Source organism: Rhodococcus sp. P4_B6, assembly GCF_056402215.1.
This window is the reverse complement of record NZ_JBFUHV010000172.1, coordinates 1-18,608: the sequence shown is the minus strand read 5'-3', so window position 1 is coordinate 18,608 and position 18,608 is coordinate 1. Positions and strand designations below refer to the sequence as shown.

Below are 18,608 nucleotides of genomic sequence, written 5' to 3'. Positions count from 1 at the left end.
GTCGTCCGTCATCCTCGCTTGGTTGCCGTCCTACTTCGAGGTCGGCCTCGGTTACAGTCGTCTGCAGGCTGGATCCATGTTCGCTTTCCCCAGCATCACGGGGTTGATCCTCATGCTGCTGACGTCGACGATCGGCGACCGTCTGATAACTCGAGGAGTGTCGAGTCGCAGGATTCGGATCGTGCTCCCCGCCATCGGTGTGTTGGTCTGTGGTGCCTTTCTTCTCGTCCTGCCAGCCATCACTTCCCCGGCCCTGGCAGTCCTTGTAGTCTCGCTCGGCTACGGCTTCGCATCGCCGGTGTTCACCATGCTCAACGCTGCGATCGCGGAAATCTGCCCATCGCACCAAACCGCAGGAACTCTAGGAGTGTTTTTGGCGCTCATGGCGATCGGTGGACTCATCGCCCCCTATGGCACCGGACTCATCGTCGACGCCGCGAGCACACCGGCAGCCGGTTACGCGACGTCCTTTCAAGTCCTCGGTGTAATCGCCGCGGTTTGTGCCTTGCTCGCGATTCTCTTGGCGAATCCAGATCGAGCAAGGCACTCGCACGCGCCGCGCGCTAGTGCTGATCGCGGCGTACCCGATCCTCACGCGCGCATAGCCTGACCGGAAAGAGCGCCCGAACGGACAGGTGCCGAGACCCCTACCGCCGCTCGCACTTGCGGACGTAGGGGTATGTGGCCCCCGAGGCTCAGATCAACCGAGAATCGGTTGATCTGAGTCTGGCGTTTCCCTGCCGAACTCCGCTTGGCGGGGAGGGCGAGATCATGACCGAGACACTCGATCCCATGGTCGGGGTCGGCGCTGCCTTGGCTGAAATGCTGTGTGCCGTGAGGAGCCGTCATCAGGGTGTCGCGGTGCTCCGGGTCGGGTTCACTCCGGAATCGGTAGCGGCCACGGATGACCCTTCTGGTGTGCTGGAAAGTGAACGGTCACAGGTCGATGGTGAGTGGGGTGGAGTTCGCGCGGTCGGTGCAGAGCAGCATGGTGTCTGGTTCATCGAGGAACGCCGATCGTCCGCGGCGGTCGACGTCACCGGAGACGACCCGCACTCGGCATGTGCCGCAGAATCCTTGCCGGCACGAGTACGGCACGTCGGGCTGTACCTCTTGCACGGCGGCGAGGGCCGATGTATCCGCGGGGACGTGGACGAATTCCGTGGCGCGGGCCAGGAGAATCTCGAACGACCGACCACCGACGACCGGTTCGGGGCTGAATCTTTCGAAATGCAGTCCGGCGGCACCGGTGTGGTCGAATGCGGTGTGAATGTCGGCAAGGAGTCCGGGCGGTCCGCAGAAATAGACCGAGGTGCGGGAACCGGCGTGTGCCAGCAGCTCGGCGGCAGTGCGGCGCGGACCGGTGAGGATCCGGACCCGATCGGAATCGAGTTCGCCGATCTCGTCGAGAAATGCCATGGTCGCGGTGTCACGGCCGAGGTAGGTCAGGTGCCAATCGACACCCGCCGCGGCCGCCGCGCGCACCATGGGCAGGATCGCGGTGATCCCGATTCCTGCGGCGACGAACACGGCCCGGGAGAGGTCGGCCCGTGCCAGGTGCGGATAGGCGAAGGGGAAGGCGTTACGGGGACCAGCCGCGGTGACCCGACTGCCGACGGGCAGTCGGTCGTGGATCTCGATCGATGTGCCGCCGCCGTCGGGGATGCGCCGGATCGCGATCCGATAGCTTCGCCGATCGGTGGGATCGCCGCACAGTGAGTACTGACGGACCTTCCCTGAGGGCAGTGTCAGGTCGATGTGGGCGCCCGGGTGCCACTGCGGCAGGACGGAGTGATCCGCGGATTCCAGTCGCAGGCTGAGCACCCCGTCGGCCTCGAGGCGCGTGTCGGCCACGACGAGGCGCAGCATCCGATCGATAGGTGTGGGTTCGATGATCCGCACCCGGCTGGTCACGGCGCCGTATCCACGGACCACCAACTGTAGGCCGGACATCAGCCGGTCGGGTTTGTTCGGCCGGCGCAGCGATGGGGGGACGGGTGGGGGACTGAATCGGGTCATGAGCGGACTCCAGATCGGACGATGGTGCTCAGTCGGCGGCACGAGCCGCAGGTGAGGAGGCGAGATAGGCGACTGCCTGGCTGGTCGAGCCGTACCGGGAGGGGTGGTAGCGGGGTCGGAAGTACTCGACGAACATTCGTGCCAGGCTCCACGGGCTCGGAAACAGACCTTTCCGCCAGGTCCGCCGAGCAGCACGAAACCGGATGCGCCGGTCGGCCTCGTCGAGTTCGGGGTCGACGGACATCAGATAGCGGATACCGCGGGCCCACAAGACCACCAGAAACGGTGCGGCGATCAGCCACGCGCGCACCCTGCGCGGGTAGCGGCCGTCGAGGTGGGTGAACAGGTCGAACGCCACGTGCCGGTGTTCGACCTCCTCGGCCAGGTGCCAGCGGAACAGGTCGAGCACCTGCGGGTCGAGGGCATCGTCCCAGGCGCGCGCGTTGAGCCCCCAGTCCCCGAGATAGGAGGTGAAGTGTTCGAGGGCGGCCACGACGGCGACCCGCTCGAGCAGCCAGGAATGGGCTTTGCGGCCGGTCAATTCGCGGTCGCCGAGCAGACGGCGGAACATCCATTGGATCTGCGCGACGTACGGATCGGTGTCGAGTCCTTGCGCCTTCAGATGCTCGAGCAGTGATTGGTGCGACGACGAGTGGGTGGCCTCCTGGCCGATGAACCCGATCACGTCCGCACGGACGGCGTCGTCCTTGATCAGCGGCAGCGCTTTCTGGAAGACCTCGACGAAGAACACTTCTCCCTCGGGCAGGAGCATGTTCATCCCGTTCGCCAAATGCGTTGCGAACGGGTTGGCGTCGAAGTAGTGCATCGGCAGCCCGGTCCAGTCCCAGGACACGTTCCGGGCGGTGAGGGCGACCTTGTCGGCCTCGGGTTGGGTGGTCATCGTGCTTCTCCGATCGAGTTGGCGTCTTCTGAGACGAAGGACCGCACGTGGTCGGCGACCGCAGTCGGGTTGAACAGGGGTATCCAGTGCCCGCCGTCGACGGAATGGACCCGTGAATTGATTGCCCAGCGACCGATGTCGACCTGGCTCGCGGGAGTGATGAAGATGTCCCGGCGCGGAGCGAGCACCTGAACGGGCACCTCGGTGGTGCGTTGCTGCGGGCGGAGCAGGCGCGGGAGCAGGTTCGCGGTGTAGATCCTCAGCGCGCCGCGGTTGTCGCGGGCGCGGTGCGCCGGCAGGCCTGCGGGGCGGGCCCCGGTTTCGAAGTGTCCGGCCAGCGCGATCGCGGCGTCGACCAGTCCCAGCCGGCACGCCAGCGGGGCGACCCAGGGGATCTGGAAGAACCCCATGTACAGCGGCGACTTCCACTGCCCCAGAAGGTCTTTCCATCCTCGGGGGCCCGCGGCAAGCCGGGACCGGATCCAGTAGGGCACGTGATCGAGACACGGCCCGGAGATCGAGGTCAGCGACGCGATGCGATGCGGTTGCGCCGGATCGGTGGCGGCATGCCACGCCTGCACCGAGCCCCAGTCGTGCCCGACGAGATGCACCGGCCGCCCCGGCGAGACCGCGTCGATGACCCGGCCGATGTCGTCTGCCAGCTGGTCGAGGCGGTAGTCCCGGATTCGTCTCGGGTGCCCCGACGCTCCCGACCCCCGTACGTCGAATGTCACCACACGCACCGTTGACGCGAGTTCGTCCGCCACCTCGTCCCAGACCCGGTGATCATCGGGAAACCCGTGCACACACATCACCGTCGGCGCGTGGGGGTTCCCGCGTTCGTGTACCGCCAGCGGCACCCCGTCCGAGGCGTGAACGAGCCGCGTCGTCACGACGCCCTCGCCAATACCGTCGGGGTTCACGGTGCGATGCGTCGATCGATTCCTTGGTGTCATGCGAAGTCCTTCGTGGATGTGTCGGCGGGTGACCCCGTATGGTCAGCGTCCGGTGAAGACGGCGTCGCGTCGCTCGATCAACGATTGGATGCCCTCGGCGCCGTCGGCGGAACCGAACAGGCGGGCGACGTCGGATCCGAGTTGGGAGATTGCGGCGTCGTCGCCGAGCCGGCGGGCGCGGTGCGCGCTGGCGAGGACGGCGTCCACTCCGAGAGGCGCGGCCTTGTCGGCGATGGTGTGCGCGATGTGGCGTGCCCGTTCGACGGGGTTGTCGGCGATCTCCTGGACGAGGCCGATGCGGTGGGCTTCGGTGGCGTCGAATTCGTCGCCGGTGAGCATCCAGCGCATGGCGTTGCCCCAGCCGGTTTCCCGGGGGAAGCGCAGCGTGGCGCCGCCGAACGGGTAGATGCCGCGGCGGACCTCGAGTTGGCTGAACCGGGTGCCGGCCGCAGCGACGCGGATGTCGGCGGCGAGCAGCAGTTCGATGCCCAGCGTCATGACCCAGCCGTGGGCTGCGGCGACGAGCGGTGTCGTCCAGTCGCCGTCCAGTCGCCAGGGGTCGCGCCCATCGGCGGGGTACGGAGTTTCACCGGCCGCGATCGCTGGGGCGACGTCGACGAGGTCGAGTCCGCCGGTGAAGTGCTCGCCGTGGGCGAACAGGACGCCGCAGCGCAGTTCGGGGTCGGATTCGAGCAGGGCATACGCACGGGACAGATCGCCGAGCATAGCGAGGTTGAACGCGTTGCGTTTGTGGGGTCGGTTCAAGCCGATCAGCAGGACGTGTCCGTCGCGTTCGAGCGTGATCGTGTCGGGTTGAGCGGTGTCGGTCATCGGGATCCTTGTGGTGGGTCGGCGAGGTTGCGGGTGAACGTGATTCGGACGGAAATCGGTGCACTCTGTAGTGCGCGGAAGGTAGCGGCGGTCATCGCGGCGAAGTCGGGATGGGATGTGAAGGTGCGTGTGCGGGCGTCGACATCGTCGCCGGGTTCCAATCGCGCGGTTCCGGTGCGCCAGTGGGCGCCGTGCCGGATCCGCACCCGTGGGTCGGCGGTGATGTTCGCCGTCCATCCGGATCGCGTGCCGTGTTGCGAGATCAACCAGGCCCCGGTGTCGTCGAAGGTTGCGGCGACCGGCACACGACGGTATCGGCCGGTCTTGCGTCCGATCGTTTCAAGTTCCGTGGCGAGTGTGGTGCCGATCCCGATGCGATTGAGCGCTCGCACGGTGGGATTGGCGACGTAGCGTCCCATCAGGCGCTCGATACGGAACTTGCGGCGGGACCGCTTCTCTGGGGTCTGCGTCATCGAGTCTTCCTCTCGACGTTTCGGGAGTCAGTCGTGTTTCTTGCGGGCGACGCGCATGGTGATGCGGGCGCGTACGGCGACCGTGCCGTCGGTCGTGAGTACCTCGACCGGGACTTCCAGGTCGACCGGATCGTCACCGAATGCGGGAATCGCATCTATCGCCGCGACGGCGCGCATGTCGGTGGCCGCTTTCGCGAGGTACTCGACGGTCATGCCCACGGGGATCCATCGGTGCGTGACCGGAACGGTGACGTCGGTCATCATGCCCGCCGCCAGTTCGGCCATGTTGCACGAAGCGATGGCATGGAATGTTCCGAGATGGTTGCGTGAGCCGCGGCGGTTCGGGGCCCGCACTTCGCAGCGCGCCGGCTCGAGGATCGTGATTTCGGGATGAATGGTCCCGAAGTAGGGGGCCTTGAAGCAGACACCCGTGGTGAAGAGTTGTTTGCCCAGGGGCAGCTGCCGCAGCGTATTCCATAGTCTGAGACTCGTGCTCTTCGTCGAACCAGTCGAATATTCCTGCACCGTTGGGTTATTCACTGAGACAACCTGTTCTCTCTGTTCGGTGTTCCGAGTCGGGCATGTCGTGGCTGGACCCGTGGACGAGCTGGGGTCGAGATCCGCGAAGTCGGAGCTGCCGGGCCATCTGGTGACGCCGCACGACAGGGCGCCGGGGTGGTCGGGTGCACCCTTCGATGAAGTAGGTGTGAACCCAAGTTACGTGTTTCACGCAACCATAGTAGAATGATCGTGCTACCGCAAGGATTGTTCGCTCAACGCAAGGAGGGATGCCGATGACACCGAGTCCCCGCGATCGGCTCATCGCCGGCACGATCGCGCTCGTGCGGGAGCGCGGCGTCGCCGGCACCGGAATCACCGAACTGCTGGCGCGTAGCGACACCGCGCGGCGGTCCGTCTACCAGAACTTCCCCCGCGGGAAGGCAGAACTCATCGAGGAATCCACCCGGGTGGCCGGCCAGCTGATGAGTGCGATCATTGCCGAGTTCGCCGCGTCCGACAGCCCCGCCGACAGCCTCATTGCGTTCATTCGGATGTGGAAGGACACGCTGGAGGCCAGTGACTTCACCGCCGGATGCCCGATCGTCGCCGCCGCCCTCGGCGGCCCGGAGGCACCGTTGGCGCCCGCGGTTGCCGCCGAGGTATTCGATAACTGGGCGAGTCTGCTCGCCGAGCAACTCGAGCGCACAGGGGTTGATGAGGCTGCCGCCCGGTCGCTCGCGACCACCGCAGTGTGCGCAATCGAGGGCGCCGCCATCCTCGCCATCTCCTCGCGGTCGGTGCGCCCACTCGACCAGGTCGGCGTCCACCTCGCCGAGCTCGTGTCCCTTCATCTGGGCGACAGTCGCCCATAGACGCGGCCCGGGCGAGATCAACTACCGCGCAAGCATCATCAGTCACAGGGCCGTCGGTATCGGACACAACCACATGCGGCGATATGCTGAGGGGAAGTGTCGGGAGGTTTCGCATGTGGTATTTCGACGATCGCCTTCCCATGACTCACGTGCAGCGGGGTTTCCCGTATTTCGGGGCACACGTACTGCGAGACGACAGCGTGGTAGGCCGTTTCGATGGACGACAGTGACCCGCTCGCCACCCAGCGGTCCACGGATCCCCCGGTCGCCGCGGAGCTGAGCGCGGCCGGGTTCGACGACGCCCACGAGATCGGGCGCGGTGGTTTCGGGGTGGTCTACCGCTGCACGCAGGCCGCCCTGGACCGCACGGTGGCGGTGAAGGTGCTCACCGTCGAACTCGACGAGGAGAACCGGGAGCGGTTCTTCCGGGAGCAGCGGGCGATGGGACGGCTGACCGGGCATCCGAACATCGTCAATGTGTTGCAGGTCGGCGCCACCGACAACGGGCTGCCCTACCTCGTGATGCAGTACCACCGGCAGGACTCCCTCGACACCCGTATCCACCGCGACGGTCCGCTGCCGCTCGGTGACGCGCTGCGGTTGGGGGTGAAGATCGCCGGCGCGGTGGAGACCGCGCACCGGCTCGGTATCCTGCACCGTGACATCAAGCCCGCGAACATCCTGCTCACCGACTACGGTGAACCCGCGCTGACGGACTTCGGTATCGCGCACGTCGCCGGCGGCTTCGAGACCGCCACCGGCACCGTCACCGGGTCCCCGGCCTACACCGCGCCGGAGGTCCTCACTGGTGACCCGCCGACCACGGCGTCGGACATCTACGGCCTCGGCGCCACCATGTTCAGTGCACTCACCGGTCATGCGGCGTTCGAACGCCACAGCGGTGAACAGATTGTCGCGCAGTTCCTGCGGATCACCACCCAACCGGCGCCCGACCTGCGTGAGCACGGCGTCCCTGAAGACGTATCTGCGGCGATCGCCTGCGCGATGTCCGGCACTCCCGGCGAGCGGCCGGCCACTGCCGCAGATTTCGGTGAGCAACTGCGCCGGATCCAACACGATCACGGGCTTGCGGTCGACGAGATGGCGCTGCACGCCGAAGCGGGCGCAGCCTCGTCAGGCCAGGAGCCGCCACCGGCGCGGACACGATCCGCGACGTTTCGTCCTCAGATTGCGCACCCAGTGCCGGCCCGAGCGTCGAAGGGGAATTTGTCGTTGGGGTTGACGAGTTTCGTCGGTCGCCGGCACGAACTCACCGAGGCGAAGAACCTGTTGACCGGATCCCGGCTGCTGACGTTGACCGGGATCGGCGGTGTCGGGAAGACCCGGCTGGCGCTGCAAGTGGCCGCGAACGTACGACGTGACTACGGCGGCGGGGTGTGGCTGGTCGAGCTCGGTGAGCTCGGTACCCCGTCGCTGCTGGTGGATGCGGTGGCCGGCGCGCTGGGGTTGCGGGATCATCAGGCGCGGCCGCTACTCGAGGTGCTGGTGGAGTACCTGGCCGCGCGGGAGCTGCTGCTGGTTCTCGACAACTGCGAGCACGTCATCGACGCGGTCGCCGTGCTGGCCGTGGCTCTGCTACTGGCGTGCCCCGGGCTGCGAATCCTCGCCACCAGCCGCGAACCCCTCGGCATCGGAGGGGAGGCGGTGCTGCGGGTGCCCCCGCTGACGGTCCCGGATGGTCATCGGGAACCCTCGCTGCGGGGACTGCCCCGGTATGACGCGGTGACCCTGTTCGCCGAACGCGCCGCCGCCGCTGTCCCGGGTTTCGAAATCACCGAGGACAACATGGTCGCCGTGGCGCGGATCTGCCACCGGCTGGACGGGTTGCCGTTGCCCATCGAGCTGGCGGCGGCCCGGCTGCGGGCGATGTCGCCCGAGCAAATCCTCGAGCGCCTCACCGACCGCTATGCCCTGCTGACCCGCGGAAGTAGGGGCGCGCCGTCGCGGCAGCAGACCTTGCGGTTGTCGATCGACTGGAGCTTCGAGCTGTGCACCGTTCGGGAGCAACTGGTGTGGGGGCGGGTATCGGTATTCGCGGGAAGCTTCGAACTCGATGCGGCAGAACAGGTCTGCGGCGCGGGTCTGACTTCGGCCGACCTGCTTGACGCGGTGACCTCGCTGGTGGACAAGTCGATCCTGATCCGCCAGGAAGCCGGCACAGTGGTGCGGTTCCGGCTACTCGAGACCGTCCGCGAATACGGCCGCGAGAAACTCGAACAGACCGGTGAAAACGTGACTCTGCGCCGCCGGCACCGGGACTGGTACCAGGCACTGGCGGTCGACGCGGAGGTGGACTGGATCAGCGCACGCCAGCTCGAGCTGACTTCACGCCTGCGACGGGAGCAACCGAACATCCGAGAGGCGCTGGAATTCTGCGTCACCGACGATCCCGCCGCCGGCCTCCACGTCGCCGCCGCACTGTTCCCGTTCTGGCTTTCTCAGGGTCTCTACAGCGAGGGCCGGCGCTGGCTCGACCGCTTCCTGGCCACCTGGGCCGGCCCGTCGAGCGTCGAACACATCAAATCGCTGTATGCGGCGAGCGTGCTGGCTGGGATGCTGGGCGACCTCCCCGCCGGCGCCGCGCTGATGGCGCAGGGACGCGCGATCGCCGCGCACACGAGCGACCCGATGACGCACGCGTTTATCGATTACGCCGAGGGCACATTGGCCCTGCTCGGCGGTGACCTCGCTCGCGCGTGTTCGTATTTCGAACGTGCCCTCGCAGTATTCGGCACCCGAGAGGATCGCACCCTCGAGACCGGTGCTCTGAGCATGCTGGGGATGGCCTACGAATTGCGCGGCCAGACGGAGCGGGCAATCGAGTGCCACGAGCGCGTGCTCACGATCACGGAGGCGTGCGGCGAAGCCCTGCACAGGGCGTACTCGCTGTGGGCGCTGGGCGTGGTCGCGTGGCAGCAGGGTGACGCCACGCGTGCGGAGCGGCTCGTCGAACAGGCGTTGCAGCTGACCCGCGCGAACTTTCCCCGCGTCGCCGCATCCTGTCTCGAGGCACTGGCCTGGATCGCCGGGGAGCACCGCGACGCGAGGCGGGCGGCAGTCCTGATGGGAGCGGCAGAGGAATTGGGGCGCTCCGTCGGCAGCGTCGCGGTCATCTACCCCACCCTGCTCGTCTATCACGACGCCTGCGCGGAGAAGGCACGTCGGGACCTCGGCGACAAGGCATTCGAGGCGGCTGGTCGCGAAGGACGCCACCTGGATTTCGACGCAGCCGTCGCCTACGCCCTCGACGAGCGTGCCCCGCACACAACCGATCCCGCTGCCGGTTCGGCGGTGAAACTGACCAAGCGTGAGGAACAAGTCGCCGAACTCGTCGCCGAAGGCATGACCAACAAGGCCATCGCGGCGAAGCTGGTGATCTCCGAACGCACCGCGCAGGGCCACGTCGAGCACATCCTGACCAAACTCGGGTTCACCTCCCGCGCACAGGTCGCCGCCTGGGTCGTCGAGCAACTCCAACGATGAGCGCAGCCGACGTATCCGGGTTAGCGATGACACTTGAAGGCAGTCGATCCAAGGTCGCCTTCACGGGATTGCTGTCCAGGAGGACCGCGGGCGGTCCACTCCGAGACGAGAGGATCACCCTCGACGTGTGTGGGGTGGGGCGCAAGGTCTGCTGTGACTGTCAGTGCCGCTTCACGTTTACCGAAGGCTTGGAGGCATGCGCTCTTCAGTGAGCGGCGAGGGCTAGTGCCTCGACGGCGGCGAGAAGTGCCGTGGCAGACGATAATGCCAGTGTCGCTCGGCCGCGACGGGGCCGTCGGGAGCGGCCCTGAGACTCGCAGAATGCGCAGAGACTGAGTGTGATGGCGAGAGCGAGGATGGCGAAGGCGAGGAACCCGAGGCGGCCGAAAGTCAGTCGATCGAGGCTGGCACCTCCGGCGGCGATGGCGAGGGCAGTGCGTTGCCAGGCGAGGAAGGTAGGTTCGTTCGCGAAGCTAAAGCGTTATTCGGGCTCTTTGGCGGATTGGACGTATACCCATTTGGGCCAGCGCTTCTGGAGTTGCGTCACGAGCAAGCCTCTCTGATCAAGTGGCGACACAGAATACCCGGTCGGGGTGTCTGTGGAGCGGATTGACGCGAGAACCGTCCGCTCCATCGTCATGACCCGATAGTCCGGTTTCGTTTTTCTCTCGTCGCGATGCTGGACGCCGAGTGTGCAAACGCGCAGATACTCAAAGATGTTGCGGCCGAAATATTGTGGCGGCATCCTGACCATGCGATCATCACCAGTTTTTCAGGGCTCGCCGATGTTACCGGTGCCCGGGTGCTGGCCGAGATCGGCGACGACCGCGGCCGCTCCGCCCGGCGCACGTGGGCTGAAGGYGTATGCCGGGTCGGCACCGGTCGCTCGTGCATCGGGGCGCAGCATCGCAGTCACTCGCCGCCACGTGAAGAACAACCGGTTCGCCGTTCTCAGGTTCGTCTGGCATTCGTCGCCGCCGGCCGGGAATGCCGGCCCGCGCGCACTACCTTGCCCGGCGTGACCGTGGTGATCGCCACGCGGCTGCACTGTTCAACCGCATGCTCGGTCAACTTCATTGCTGCCTGCAAACCGGTCGGATGTACGACGCGAGCACAGCATTTCCCTGCCCGCGAGCACGCCGAACGCGCCTTCTGCGACATCGGTGCGGCCCGGTCGAGGTCGCCCGCCACCGGCGGGCCCGCCCCGGCTCCCCGCAGATCATCCTTGACTCTCATGAGCCGTCGATGAGAATTCGCCGGATGGCTCTGCCGGTCTGTCGGGGTGACTGCTGCAAAAGATACTCGCTGTAGGAGCACGTCCGCCGAGAATCTCGTGCAGGTGAAGGCAGGATCAGTCGTGGCGAGGCGCAAGGGAGGCCCGCGGCCTGTCGCGTTGTCGCGAACGCTTGTCCAGGCGACTTCTCCGCGCGCAGAGAGCGTGTGGAACCCGGAGACTAAAAGGACATGTTGAAGTACCATTAATGGCGAAATGAACTTCGATTCGGGAGATGGAATGCGGATTCTCGTTGCGGGCGGTACCGGCAAGGTCGGCGCGGCCGTCGTCGAAGCGCTGAGGGGCAAGCACGAGGTGCTGGTGGCCTCTCGGACGAGTGAGTATCGGGTGGACGTCGGTGACGGAGCATCGATTGATCGCCTGTTCGGTCAGGTCGGCACCGTCGACGCGGTGGTCAGTGTGTTGGGATCGACGCCGTTTCCGCAGTTCACGGACCTGACGACGGACCACTTCCGGGCCGGTATCGCGAACAAGTTGCTCGGACAGATCGACCTGGTGCTGCGCGGTCGTCCGTTCGTCGCCGACGGCGGATCGTTCACGCTGGTATCGGGCATTCTCGCCCAGCGAGCCCATCCGTTCCGGAGCCGTAGCATCGACTGTCAACGGAGGGCTCGAGTCCTTTGTGCGCGCGGCAGCGACGGAACTGCCGCGGGGCATCCGCATCAACGCGGTCAGCCCGACGGTGGTCACAGAAGCCCTCGACGTGTACGGCGATTTCTTTCCCGGATTCGCGCCGGTGCCGGCCGCAGATGTTGCCCGGGCGTTCGTGAAGTCGGTGGAAGGTGTTCATACGGGGCGCATCTATGAACTCGACTGAGCTGCGGACCCGGCGCGTCGCGTCGTATCGCCAAAGGTCGGACGGTTCGAGTGTGGGTGCGGGGCATGGCGGGACGGTGCGAGCCGGTGGGCAATCGATCGACCGACACCCGCCGGTCCCGGTGTCCGGCGAAGCGGATCAGGGCAACGCCGAGTGGCAGCAGTTCTCGGCGTGCCGCGGTTCGAATACCGAGTTGTTCTACCCTCGAGACGGTGAAGCGCAGCATGTTCGGCTGAGGCGTGAACGAACCGCGAAGCAGCTGTGTGACGCCTGCCCGGTGGCGCGTCATTGCGCGGATTACGCGTTGATGAGCAAGGAGCGGCACGGTATCTGGGGTGGCATGACCGCTCAGGAACGACGCAACCATGAACGGCGCGCGCGTTTCGCGGTGGCGCGGAATTCTCGGCCGGTCTCGCTCTGATCGGCCGGTCGGGGCATTGTTGTATCCGGGACATCGGTAGCAAGGAGGTTGTATGCCGGAACACCGTGAGGCTGCTCTCCTGCCGGTGGCCTCGACCACACGTCGCGATGGTGTGATCGCGCAGATCAAACGCGCCATCGTGCTCGGTTCGCTGCAGCCCGGGGAGAAGCTCACCGAGGCGCGACTCTCCTCCGAATTGAACGTGAGTCGTCCGACCGTCCGGGAGGCGCTGGGTCAGCTGGCGCAGGAGGGCCTGCTCGTCCAGGAGCCCTATCGCGGGTTGCGGGTGGCGTCGCTCGACGATGCGGCACTGCTCGATATCGCGGAAACGCGGATGGCGCTCGACATGCAGGCGGTGTCGGCGATCTTGGCCGATGCGTCCGGGCATCGGATGGAACTCGTCCTGCAGGCCTGGCGCGACTTCGACGCCCGCGCATTCGATCCCGATCCGCTCGTCTATCACGAAGCCCACCTGGCGTTTCATCGAAGTATCTGGGCGGCGTCGGAAAACTACCTGCTGATGCGGCTGTGGCCGGTCACGGAAGCGCATATCACCATTGCGCTGCTGCACGACCAGTACACGCGCGCCGATCCCGCGCGCGCCCACGCGGTGCATGCCGCGTTGATCGAGGCTTTCGAGACCTGTGACCTGGAGCAGATTCGTGCCGCCTTCACGGTGCACACGATCGGCAGTGCGCGAGAGCTGGTCGCTCTGCTGGCCGCGCGTCGCGCCGCGACCTGACGATGGCTCCGTCTCACGCCCGAAAGACGTAACCGATCCCCCGGACGGTGTGGATCAGTCGTCCGGCTCCGGTGGCCTCGAGTTTGCCGCGTAGCGAACTGAGACACACGTTCAGCACGTTCGACCGTGCTGCCATCGACACCGGCACCGCCCAGACGGTGCGGAGGAGATCTTCGCGGGAAACGACGCGCCCGGCCTCCTTGGCGAGGACGACCAGGACATCGAATTCCTGTCGGCTCACCTCGACCCATTGGCCGTGGGAGTACACCGTTCTCCCGGTCAGGCTAATGGTCATCGCGGGGAAGACGAGGTCCTCGATCGGTGTCCAGCGCGCACGACGAAGGACGGCGCGGAACCGTGCTGCGAGTTCGGGCACGGTGCAGGGCATCACCACGTGGTCGTCAGCGCCGGCATCGAGGATGGCGATGCGGTCGGCGCTCGACGCCGTGCTGCTGATGACACAAATTCCCGCACCGACTCCGTCGAGTCGCTGCCGTTGAACCGTGGACGCGATCTTTGCCCCTTCGCGTTGGAAATAGGCGATCAAATCGGGGCGCAGTGCGTTGAGCCTGCTCGGTGTCAGGTCGCCTTGGTCGGTGGTGGAAACGCGAAGACCGTGGGTGCCGAGCTTGCTCAGCAGGGTCGGCGATCCGAGGCCTACCAGCAGTACCGAGGGTTGTGTGAGCTCATCTGACGCGAGGCAGGTCACGGATCCGATCCTCTTCGGGAAGCACCAACGGCGATGACATCTGCAGCGGCATGCTGCAACACATCTCGCGAAGAAGGTCTCGGCACAGYACCGCCCAGGAAGGTGAGAAAGGTCCACCTGCGGTCACATTCATCTACGAACTCCGGATTGATCGGGGGCCCTGTGGCGCCCTGGGGACGTGCCAGTCCGTCGGCGACACTTCCCGGCTTCATCGTTACCCCGATTACATCCCATGCTTGCCGTTTTTGGCAAGTTTCACTTACCATTAATGGGTCACTTGCTCCCCAGGAGGTRTCCATGTCAAAAGTTCTCAAGGGCGTCTACTCGGCGGTCGCCACTCCCTTCACCCAGGATCAGCAGATCGACGAGGCCGGTCTGCGCCGGTTGGTCGACCGCACCATCGAATCCGGGATTCACGGGCTCGTTCCGCTGGGGTCGACGGGTGAGTTCTTCGCCCTGAGCCGCGGCGAACGCGAATGCGCCCTGGAGGTGGTGCTCGAGCAGACCGCAGGACGGGTGCCGGTGGTACCGCACACCGGGGCTACCAGCACCGCCGAGGCGATCGCGCTGTCCCAGCACGCGGAGAAGGCGGGCGCGACCGCGCTGATGCTGGTGGCGCCGTACTACGAGCCGTTCAGCATCGACGAGGTCAAGAGCTACTACAAGGACGTCGCCGGATCGGTGTCGATCCCCGTGATGGCCTACAACCTGCCGGCCGCGACCGGCGTGAACCTGACCCCGCAGATCCTCGGTGACCTGATCGACGAGGTTCCCAACGTCAAGTACGTCAAGGACACCAGCGGTGACTTCACCGCCGCGGCGCAGCTCATCCACGAGTTCGGTGACAAGGTCTCGGTGTTCGTCGGCTGGGACACCCTCTTCTACGCCGCCCTGCTCGAGGGTGCCGCCGGTTCGGTCATCGGCGCGGCGAACGTGGTGCCGCGTCAGCTGGTCGATGTGTACGACGCCATCGCGGCGAGTGACCTCGAGCTGGCTCGCAAGCTGTGGGCCAAGCTGTTCCCGGTGATGAGCACCCTCGTCAGCGGTGGATACACCGCGGCCGTCAAGGCCGGGATGGAGCTGGTCGGACACCCCGCCGGCCCGCAGCGGGCGCCCGGTGCCGCCCTGGCCGGCCCGCGCCTCCGCGAGCTCGAAAAGGCCCTCGCGGCACTGTAAACGGGGACGCACCGTCCCGCCCACAACGATGATCGCCGGCCCCGTCTCGGGGCCGGCGATCATCGTTGTGGGCGGGCTTTTTTCGACTCGGGAGGTCGCATCGGCCACGCCGAGACCGGCAGATGCAGGGCGTCCTTCTGGGCCGCGTCGTAGCTGGATCACGCTGTCGGCGATCAGGTCTCGCACTTGCCATACCGACTGGAACCGAGTGCGTTTTTCCATCATCGGGCGCGGGGCGGGGCTGTCGATGACGAGGTGCGTCCACCGATTGCCTCGGGACCGGTCGTGCGCCATGTGCGTCGAGCGAGCCCGCGCCGCAGGTGCTCGACGCGGCGGCCTCGCGACAGCTCCCCCCGGGATGTGCGTCAAGAGGTGTGCACTGATGCACGGCAGAACGGCGGGGGACGAAGTCGTGACTTCGTCCCCCGCCGTCGGGATTTCGGATTAGTGGCCGTCGCGGTCCGGTCTCACGCGCGGCCGGCGCGGAGCCGTTCGGCGACCTCGATGGCATCACCTTCGGGTGCGGTGGAGTCTGCGCCCGGCTTTGCGATCACCAGGTAGAGGAACCCGGCGACGGTGATGATGGAGAACCCGATCAGCGCGATCCAGCGGTCGACGAACGGGAGGCTCTCGTCGCCGCTGGGCCGGGCCAGGATGATCATGGCGATGATGCCGTAGACCAGGGCGGCGATGTTGACGGCGACGCCGAGTTTGCCGAGGGTCCACGGACCGCCGGGCTTCCAGCCCTTGAATCGCATCCGCAGCGCGGCGAGGACCACCATCTGGAAGGCGAAGTAGGCGGCGATGACCTGGAATGCGGCGATCCGGAACAGGGAGTCGGGGAAGAAGTACACGAAGACGGTGAGCAGCACCGGTGCAACGTTGATGCCCAGCAGGGCGTTGACCGGGATGTGGCTCGACGAAGTGCGGGCGAAGAAGTGGCTGCCGGGGAACATGTCGTCGCGGGCGAATGAGTACACCAGGCGGCTGACGGCAGTCTGCTGGCCCATGACACCGGCGAGGAAGGAGGTCAGTGCGATGACGAGGAACGCCTTGGAACCGACCGTGCCGAGGCTGCCCTGCAGGATCGTCGGGATGGGGTTGGCGTCCTCCCCGGCCACGACGGCTGCCAGATCCGGGCAGGCGAGGACGAATCCGGAGAAGGCGAGCAGGGCGGCACCGCCGCCGACGAGAACCGTCAACGCCATCGCGCGGGGTATGGCGCGGGCCGGGTTGGGGGTCTCCTCGGCGACCTCGCCGCAGGCCTCGAAGCCGTAGAACATGTACAGGCCCACCAGTGATGCCCCGATGAAGGCGTAGATGTAGCTCTGCCCGCCACCGGCGCCCATGGTGTCGAAGAAGACCGAGAAGGGCTGCTTGCGCTGGAAGATGAGCAGGTACAGGCCGATCGCGACGACGCCGATGAGTTCGGCGGTCAGGCCGACGACGGAGATCCGGGCGAGGGTCTTGGTGCCGGTCAGGTTGAACAGCAGGCAGACGGTCAGCACCGACAGGGTGATGATCAGTTTCTGCAGTCCCGTGGCCGAGACCGACGGCTCGTCCGCGGTGCCGAATAGCAAACTTGCGATGAAGTCGGAGCTGAACATGGCGGTGGTGGTGATGCCGATGGTGATGGCGCAGATGTAGACCCACGACATCAGCCAGGCGTACTGGCCGTTCCAGAGCCGGCGCGCCCATTGATACAGGCCGCCCGCGAGCGGGAACTGGGAGACGACCTCACCGAAGACCAGTGCGACCAGCAGCTGTCCGAAGCCGACGATGAAGATCCAGAACACCGCCGGCGGTCCGGCAGTGGAGATTCCCAGCGCGAAGATCGAGACCACGCCGACCATCGGGGACAGGTAGATGAAGCCGAGGGCGAAGTTCGCCCACAGGTTCATCTTGCGCTCGAACTTCGGTTCGTAACCGAGGGCGCGGAGATGCTCGTCATCTCCATGGGGGGCGACTTCGCGGCTGTTACCCGTATCGCGCGTCTCTAGCATGTTTCCTCCGGGGATGGGGACCGACCGAGTGAATCGAAGATCGACGCAGTGTGCGGATCGACTTCAACTCGACCTCTCAGTGATGCATGTCACTGTGCCATTAAGGTTAATTCAACTGGCCATTTTTGGCAATACGTTGCGGTAAACATTGTGTGACAGGGGTGGGGCTGCGAGAGAGCGAGACTGCACGCTCCCAAATGTGGGGGCGTGCAGTCTCGTTCGGTGTTCTGTGTTCGTTTGTTCAGAGCGCAGTGAGCCAGGTGTCGCCCAGGGTGTATCCGTTCGGGAAGGGATCGCTGGGGTCGAGTCCGAGCTGGGTGGTGCCGGTGATCCAGGCCCGTCCGGCGACGCTGGGGATGACCGCGTCGTACCCGCCGATGGTGGTCACGGACTCCACGCGGGAGTCGAACTTGGTGCCGATCAGCGATTCGTGGACGAACCGCTCGCCGACGGCGAGGTCGCCGCGGGCGTGCAGGACCGCCACTCGTGCCGAGGTGCCGGTGCCGCACGGGGACCGGTCGATCCGGCCGGGGGAGACGACGACGGCGTTCTTCGACGTCAGATACTCGCCGCTCTCGTCGGTCTGTCGGGACAGCTGCCCGGTGAAGACCGTCTGGGTGATGCCGGGGATCTCCGGGTTTTCGGGGTGCTTGACCTCGTACTGTTCGGCGCCGGCCTTCTTGATGCGCTGGCCGAGTTCGCACAGGGCGCGGGCCTCGGAGGGCACCAGGTCGAAACCTGCTTCGGCGGCGTCGACGACGACGTAAGTCATTCCGCCGTAGGCGATGTCGACGGTGAGCTTGCCCAGATCGGGGACTTCGAGGGGCACCTGGGTGTGGTAGACGAAGGCCGGCTGGTTGGTGAGCCGAACGTTTTCGACCTTGCCGTCCTTACATTCGCACTGCACCTTGATCAGGCCGGCCGGGGACTCGAGGACCACCTCGGTGACCGGCTCGGTCATCGGCAGCATCCCCGTCTCGAGCAGCACGGTTGCCACGCACATGGTGTTCGACCCGGACATCGCCGGGTACTCCGTCGACTCGAGGATGACGTAGCCGAGGGGGGCGTCGGGGTGGTTGGACGGCAGGATGATGTTGGCGTTCTGCACCGCCGCACCGCGGGGCTCGAACAGGATCAGCTGGCGGATCTGATCGAGGTTCTCCTCAAGGTAGACGCGCTTGTCGAACATCGTCTGGCCGGGAACGTCGCCGATGCCCCCGACGATGACGTTGCCGACCTCGCCTTCCGCGTGGCAGTTGACCACATTGAGTACGCGGCTGAATCGCATTGTTCGCTCTCTTCTTTCGGCGCTACCGACGCGCGCTGATGTTGTCTTTCGGTGTCCGGTGGGCAGACGGACTTACCGGTCACCGAAGATCGTCCGGTGCC

At 66.1% G+C, this 18,608-nt stretch carries 17 protein-coding genes and 2 pseudogenes; 9 read left to right on the top strand and 10 right to left on the bottom strand.

The genetic code is table 11. The features are described from left to right. The coding region (locus AC1DWT_RS41825; protein WP_477925196.1) for an MFS transporter at window positions 1-610 on the top strand (610 nt) is incomplete at its 5' end. Between the two features lie 326 nt (window positions 611-936). Here the strand turns inward: AC1DWT_RS41825 and AC1DWT_RS41820 are convergent. The 6 genes from AC1DWT_RS41820 to AC1DWT_RS41795 are packed head-to-tail and all read right to left on the bottom strand — an operon-like array spanning window position 937 to window position 5,720. Further along, complete coding sequence (locus tag AC1DWT_RS41820; protein ID WP_477925194.1) at window positions 937-2,019, bottom strand: PDR/VanB family oxidoreductase; 1,083 nt, start codon at window positions 2,017-2,019, stop codon at window positions 937-939. Window positions 2,020-2,047: 28 nt separating this feature from the next. Further along, complete coding sequence (locus tag AC1DWT_RS41815) at window positions 2,048-2,920, bottom strand: metal-dependent hydrolase (RefSeq protein WP_206015481.1); 873 nt, start codon at window positions 2,918-2,920, stop codon at window positions 2,048-2,050. Then, window positions 2,917-3,876 carry an alpha/beta fold hydrolase gene (locus tag AC1DWT_RS41810; RefSeq protein ID WP_241031570.1) on the bottom strand — a complete coding sequence of 320 codons (960 nt, stop codon included), beginning with the start codon at window positions 3,874-3,876 and terminating at the stop codon, window positions 2,917-2,919. The genes AC1DWT_RS41815 and AC1DWT_RS41810 overlap by 4 nt, the downstream gene beginning before the upstream one ends. Before the next feature lie 42 nt (window positions 3,877-3,918). Then, complete coding sequence (locus AC1DWT_RS41805) at window positions 3,919-4,707, bottom strand: crotonase/enoyl-CoA hydratase family protein (RefSeq protein WP_072948702.1); 789 nt, start codon at window positions 4,705-4,707, stop codon at window positions 3,919-3,921. After that, the gene (locus tag AC1DWT_RS41800; protein WP_072948704.1) at window positions 4,704-5,180 is read right to left on the bottom strand and encodes a nitroreductase family deazaflavin-dependent oxidoreductase; all 477 of its coding nucleotides are present in this window, start codon (window positions 5,178-5,180) and stop codon (window positions 4,704-4,706) included. Before AC1DWT_RS41800 ends, AC1DWT_RS41805 begins: the two co-directional genes overlap by 4 nt. A gap of 27 nt (window positions 5,181-5,207) precedes the next feature. Then, window positions 5,208-5,720: a hotdog fold domain-containing protein gene (locus tag AC1DWT_RS41795; protein WP_241031571.1), complete on the bottom strand. Its 513-nt coding sequence runs from the start codon at window positions 5,718-5,720 to the stop codon at window positions 5,208-5,210. A 254-nt stretch (window positions 5,721-5,974) separates the two neighbouring features. On the opposite strand from AC1DWT_RS41795, the gene AC1DWT_RS41790 reads away from it, so the two are divergent. Both AC1DWT_RS41790 and AC1DWT_RS41785 read left to right on the top strand, forming a co-directional pair. After that, a complete protein-coding gene (locus AC1DWT_RS41790; RefSeq protein WP_206015482.1) occupies window positions 5,975-6,553 on the top strand; it encodes a TetR/AcrR family transcriptional regulator in 579 nt (192 codons plus the stop codon). A gap of 216 nt (window positions 6,554-6,769) precedes the next feature. Continuing rightward, window positions 6,770-10,057, top strand: coding sequence for a protein kinase domain-containing protein (locus tag AC1DWT_RS41785; protein ID WP_206015483.1), 3,288 nt, complete (start codon window positions 6,770-6,772; stop codon window positions 10,055-10,057). Window positions 10,058-10,262: 205 nt separating this feature from the next. On the opposite strand, the pseudogene AC1DWT_RS41780 reads toward AC1DWT_RS41785, so the two are convergent. Beyond that, window positions 10,263-10,526: pseudogene (locus tag AC1DWT_RS41780) on the bottom strand (DUF202 domain-containing protein); the annotation flags it as partial. Between the two features lie 207 nt (window positions 10,527-10,733). On the opposite strand from AC1DWT_RS41780, the gene AC1DWT_RS41775 reads away from it, so the two are divergent. The 5 genes and pseudogenes from AC1DWT_RS41775 (at window position 10,734) to AC1DWT_RS41755 (ending at window position 13,331) form a co-directional block, all read left to right on the top strand. Further along, window positions 10,734-11,306, top strand: a complete 573-nt coding sequence (locus AC1DWT_RS41775) for a hypothetical protein (protein ID WP_143051385.1) — start codon at window positions 10,734-10,736, stop codon at window positions 11,304-11,306. A gap of 240 nt (window positions 11,307-11,546) precedes the next feature. Further along, window positions 11,547-11,693: pseudogene (locus AC1DWT_RS41770) on the top strand (hypothetical protein); the annotation flags it as partial. Window positions 11,694-11,973: 280 nt separating this feature from the next. Next, window positions 11,974-12,168, top strand: coding sequence for a Rossmann-fold NAD(P)-binding domain-containing protein (locus tag AC1DWT_RS41765; RefSeq protein WP_241031722.1), 195 nt, complete (start codon window positions 11,974-11,976; stop codon window positions 12,166-12,168). Between the two features lie 121 nt (window positions 12,169-12,289). Further along, entirely contained in the window at window positions 12,290-12,589 is a 300-nt protein-coding gene (locus tag AC1DWT_RS41760; RefSeq protein WP_072948719.1) for a WhiB family transcriptional regulator, read from the top strand. A gap of 85 nt (window positions 12,590-12,674) precedes the next feature. Beyond that, complete coding sequence (locus AC1DWT_RS41755) at window positions 12,675-13,331, top strand: GntR family transcriptional regulator (RefSeq protein WP_208613699.1); 657 nt, start codon at window positions 12,675-12,677, stop codon at window positions 13,329-13,331. A gap of 13 nt (window positions 13,332-13,344) precedes the next feature. On the opposite strand, the gene AC1DWT_RS41750 is transcribed toward AC1DWT_RS41755, so the two are convergent. Then, the gene (locus AC1DWT_RS41750; RefSeq protein ID WP_241031572.1) at window positions 13,345-14,040 is read right to left on the bottom strand and encodes a response regulator transcription factor; all 696 of its coding nucleotides are present in this window, start codon (window positions 14,038-14,040) and stop codon (window positions 13,345-13,347) included. A gap of 297 nt (window positions 14,041-14,337) precedes the next feature. On the opposite strand from AC1DWT_RS41750, the gene AC1DWT_RS41745 reads away from it, so the two are divergent. Next, the gene (locus tag AC1DWT_RS41745) at window positions 14,338-15,216 is read left to right on the top strand and encodes a dihydrodipicolinate synthase family protein (protein WP_206015485.1); all 879 of its coding nucleotides are present in this window, start codon (window positions 14,338-14,340) and stop codon (window positions 15,214-15,216) included. Window positions 15,217-15,683: 467 nt separating this feature from the next. Here AC1DWT_RS41745 and AC1DWT_RS41740 read toward each other — a convergent pair whose 3' ends face one another. Beyond that, window positions 15,684-17,219: an APC family permease gene (locus AC1DWT_RS41740; RefSeq protein ID WP_072948724.1), complete on the bottom strand. Its 1,536-nt coding sequence runs from the start codon at window positions 17,217-17,219 to the stop codon at window positions 15,684-15,686. A 241-nt stretch (window positions 17,220-17,460) separates the two neighbouring features. Continuing rightward, window positions 17,461-18,507, bottom strand: a complete 1,047-nt coding sequence (locus AC1DWT_RS41735) for a proline racemase family protein (RefSeq protein WP_206015486.1) — start codon at window positions 18,505-18,507, stop codon at window positions 17,461-17,463. Window positions 18,508-18,608 lie beyond the last annotated feature (101 nt).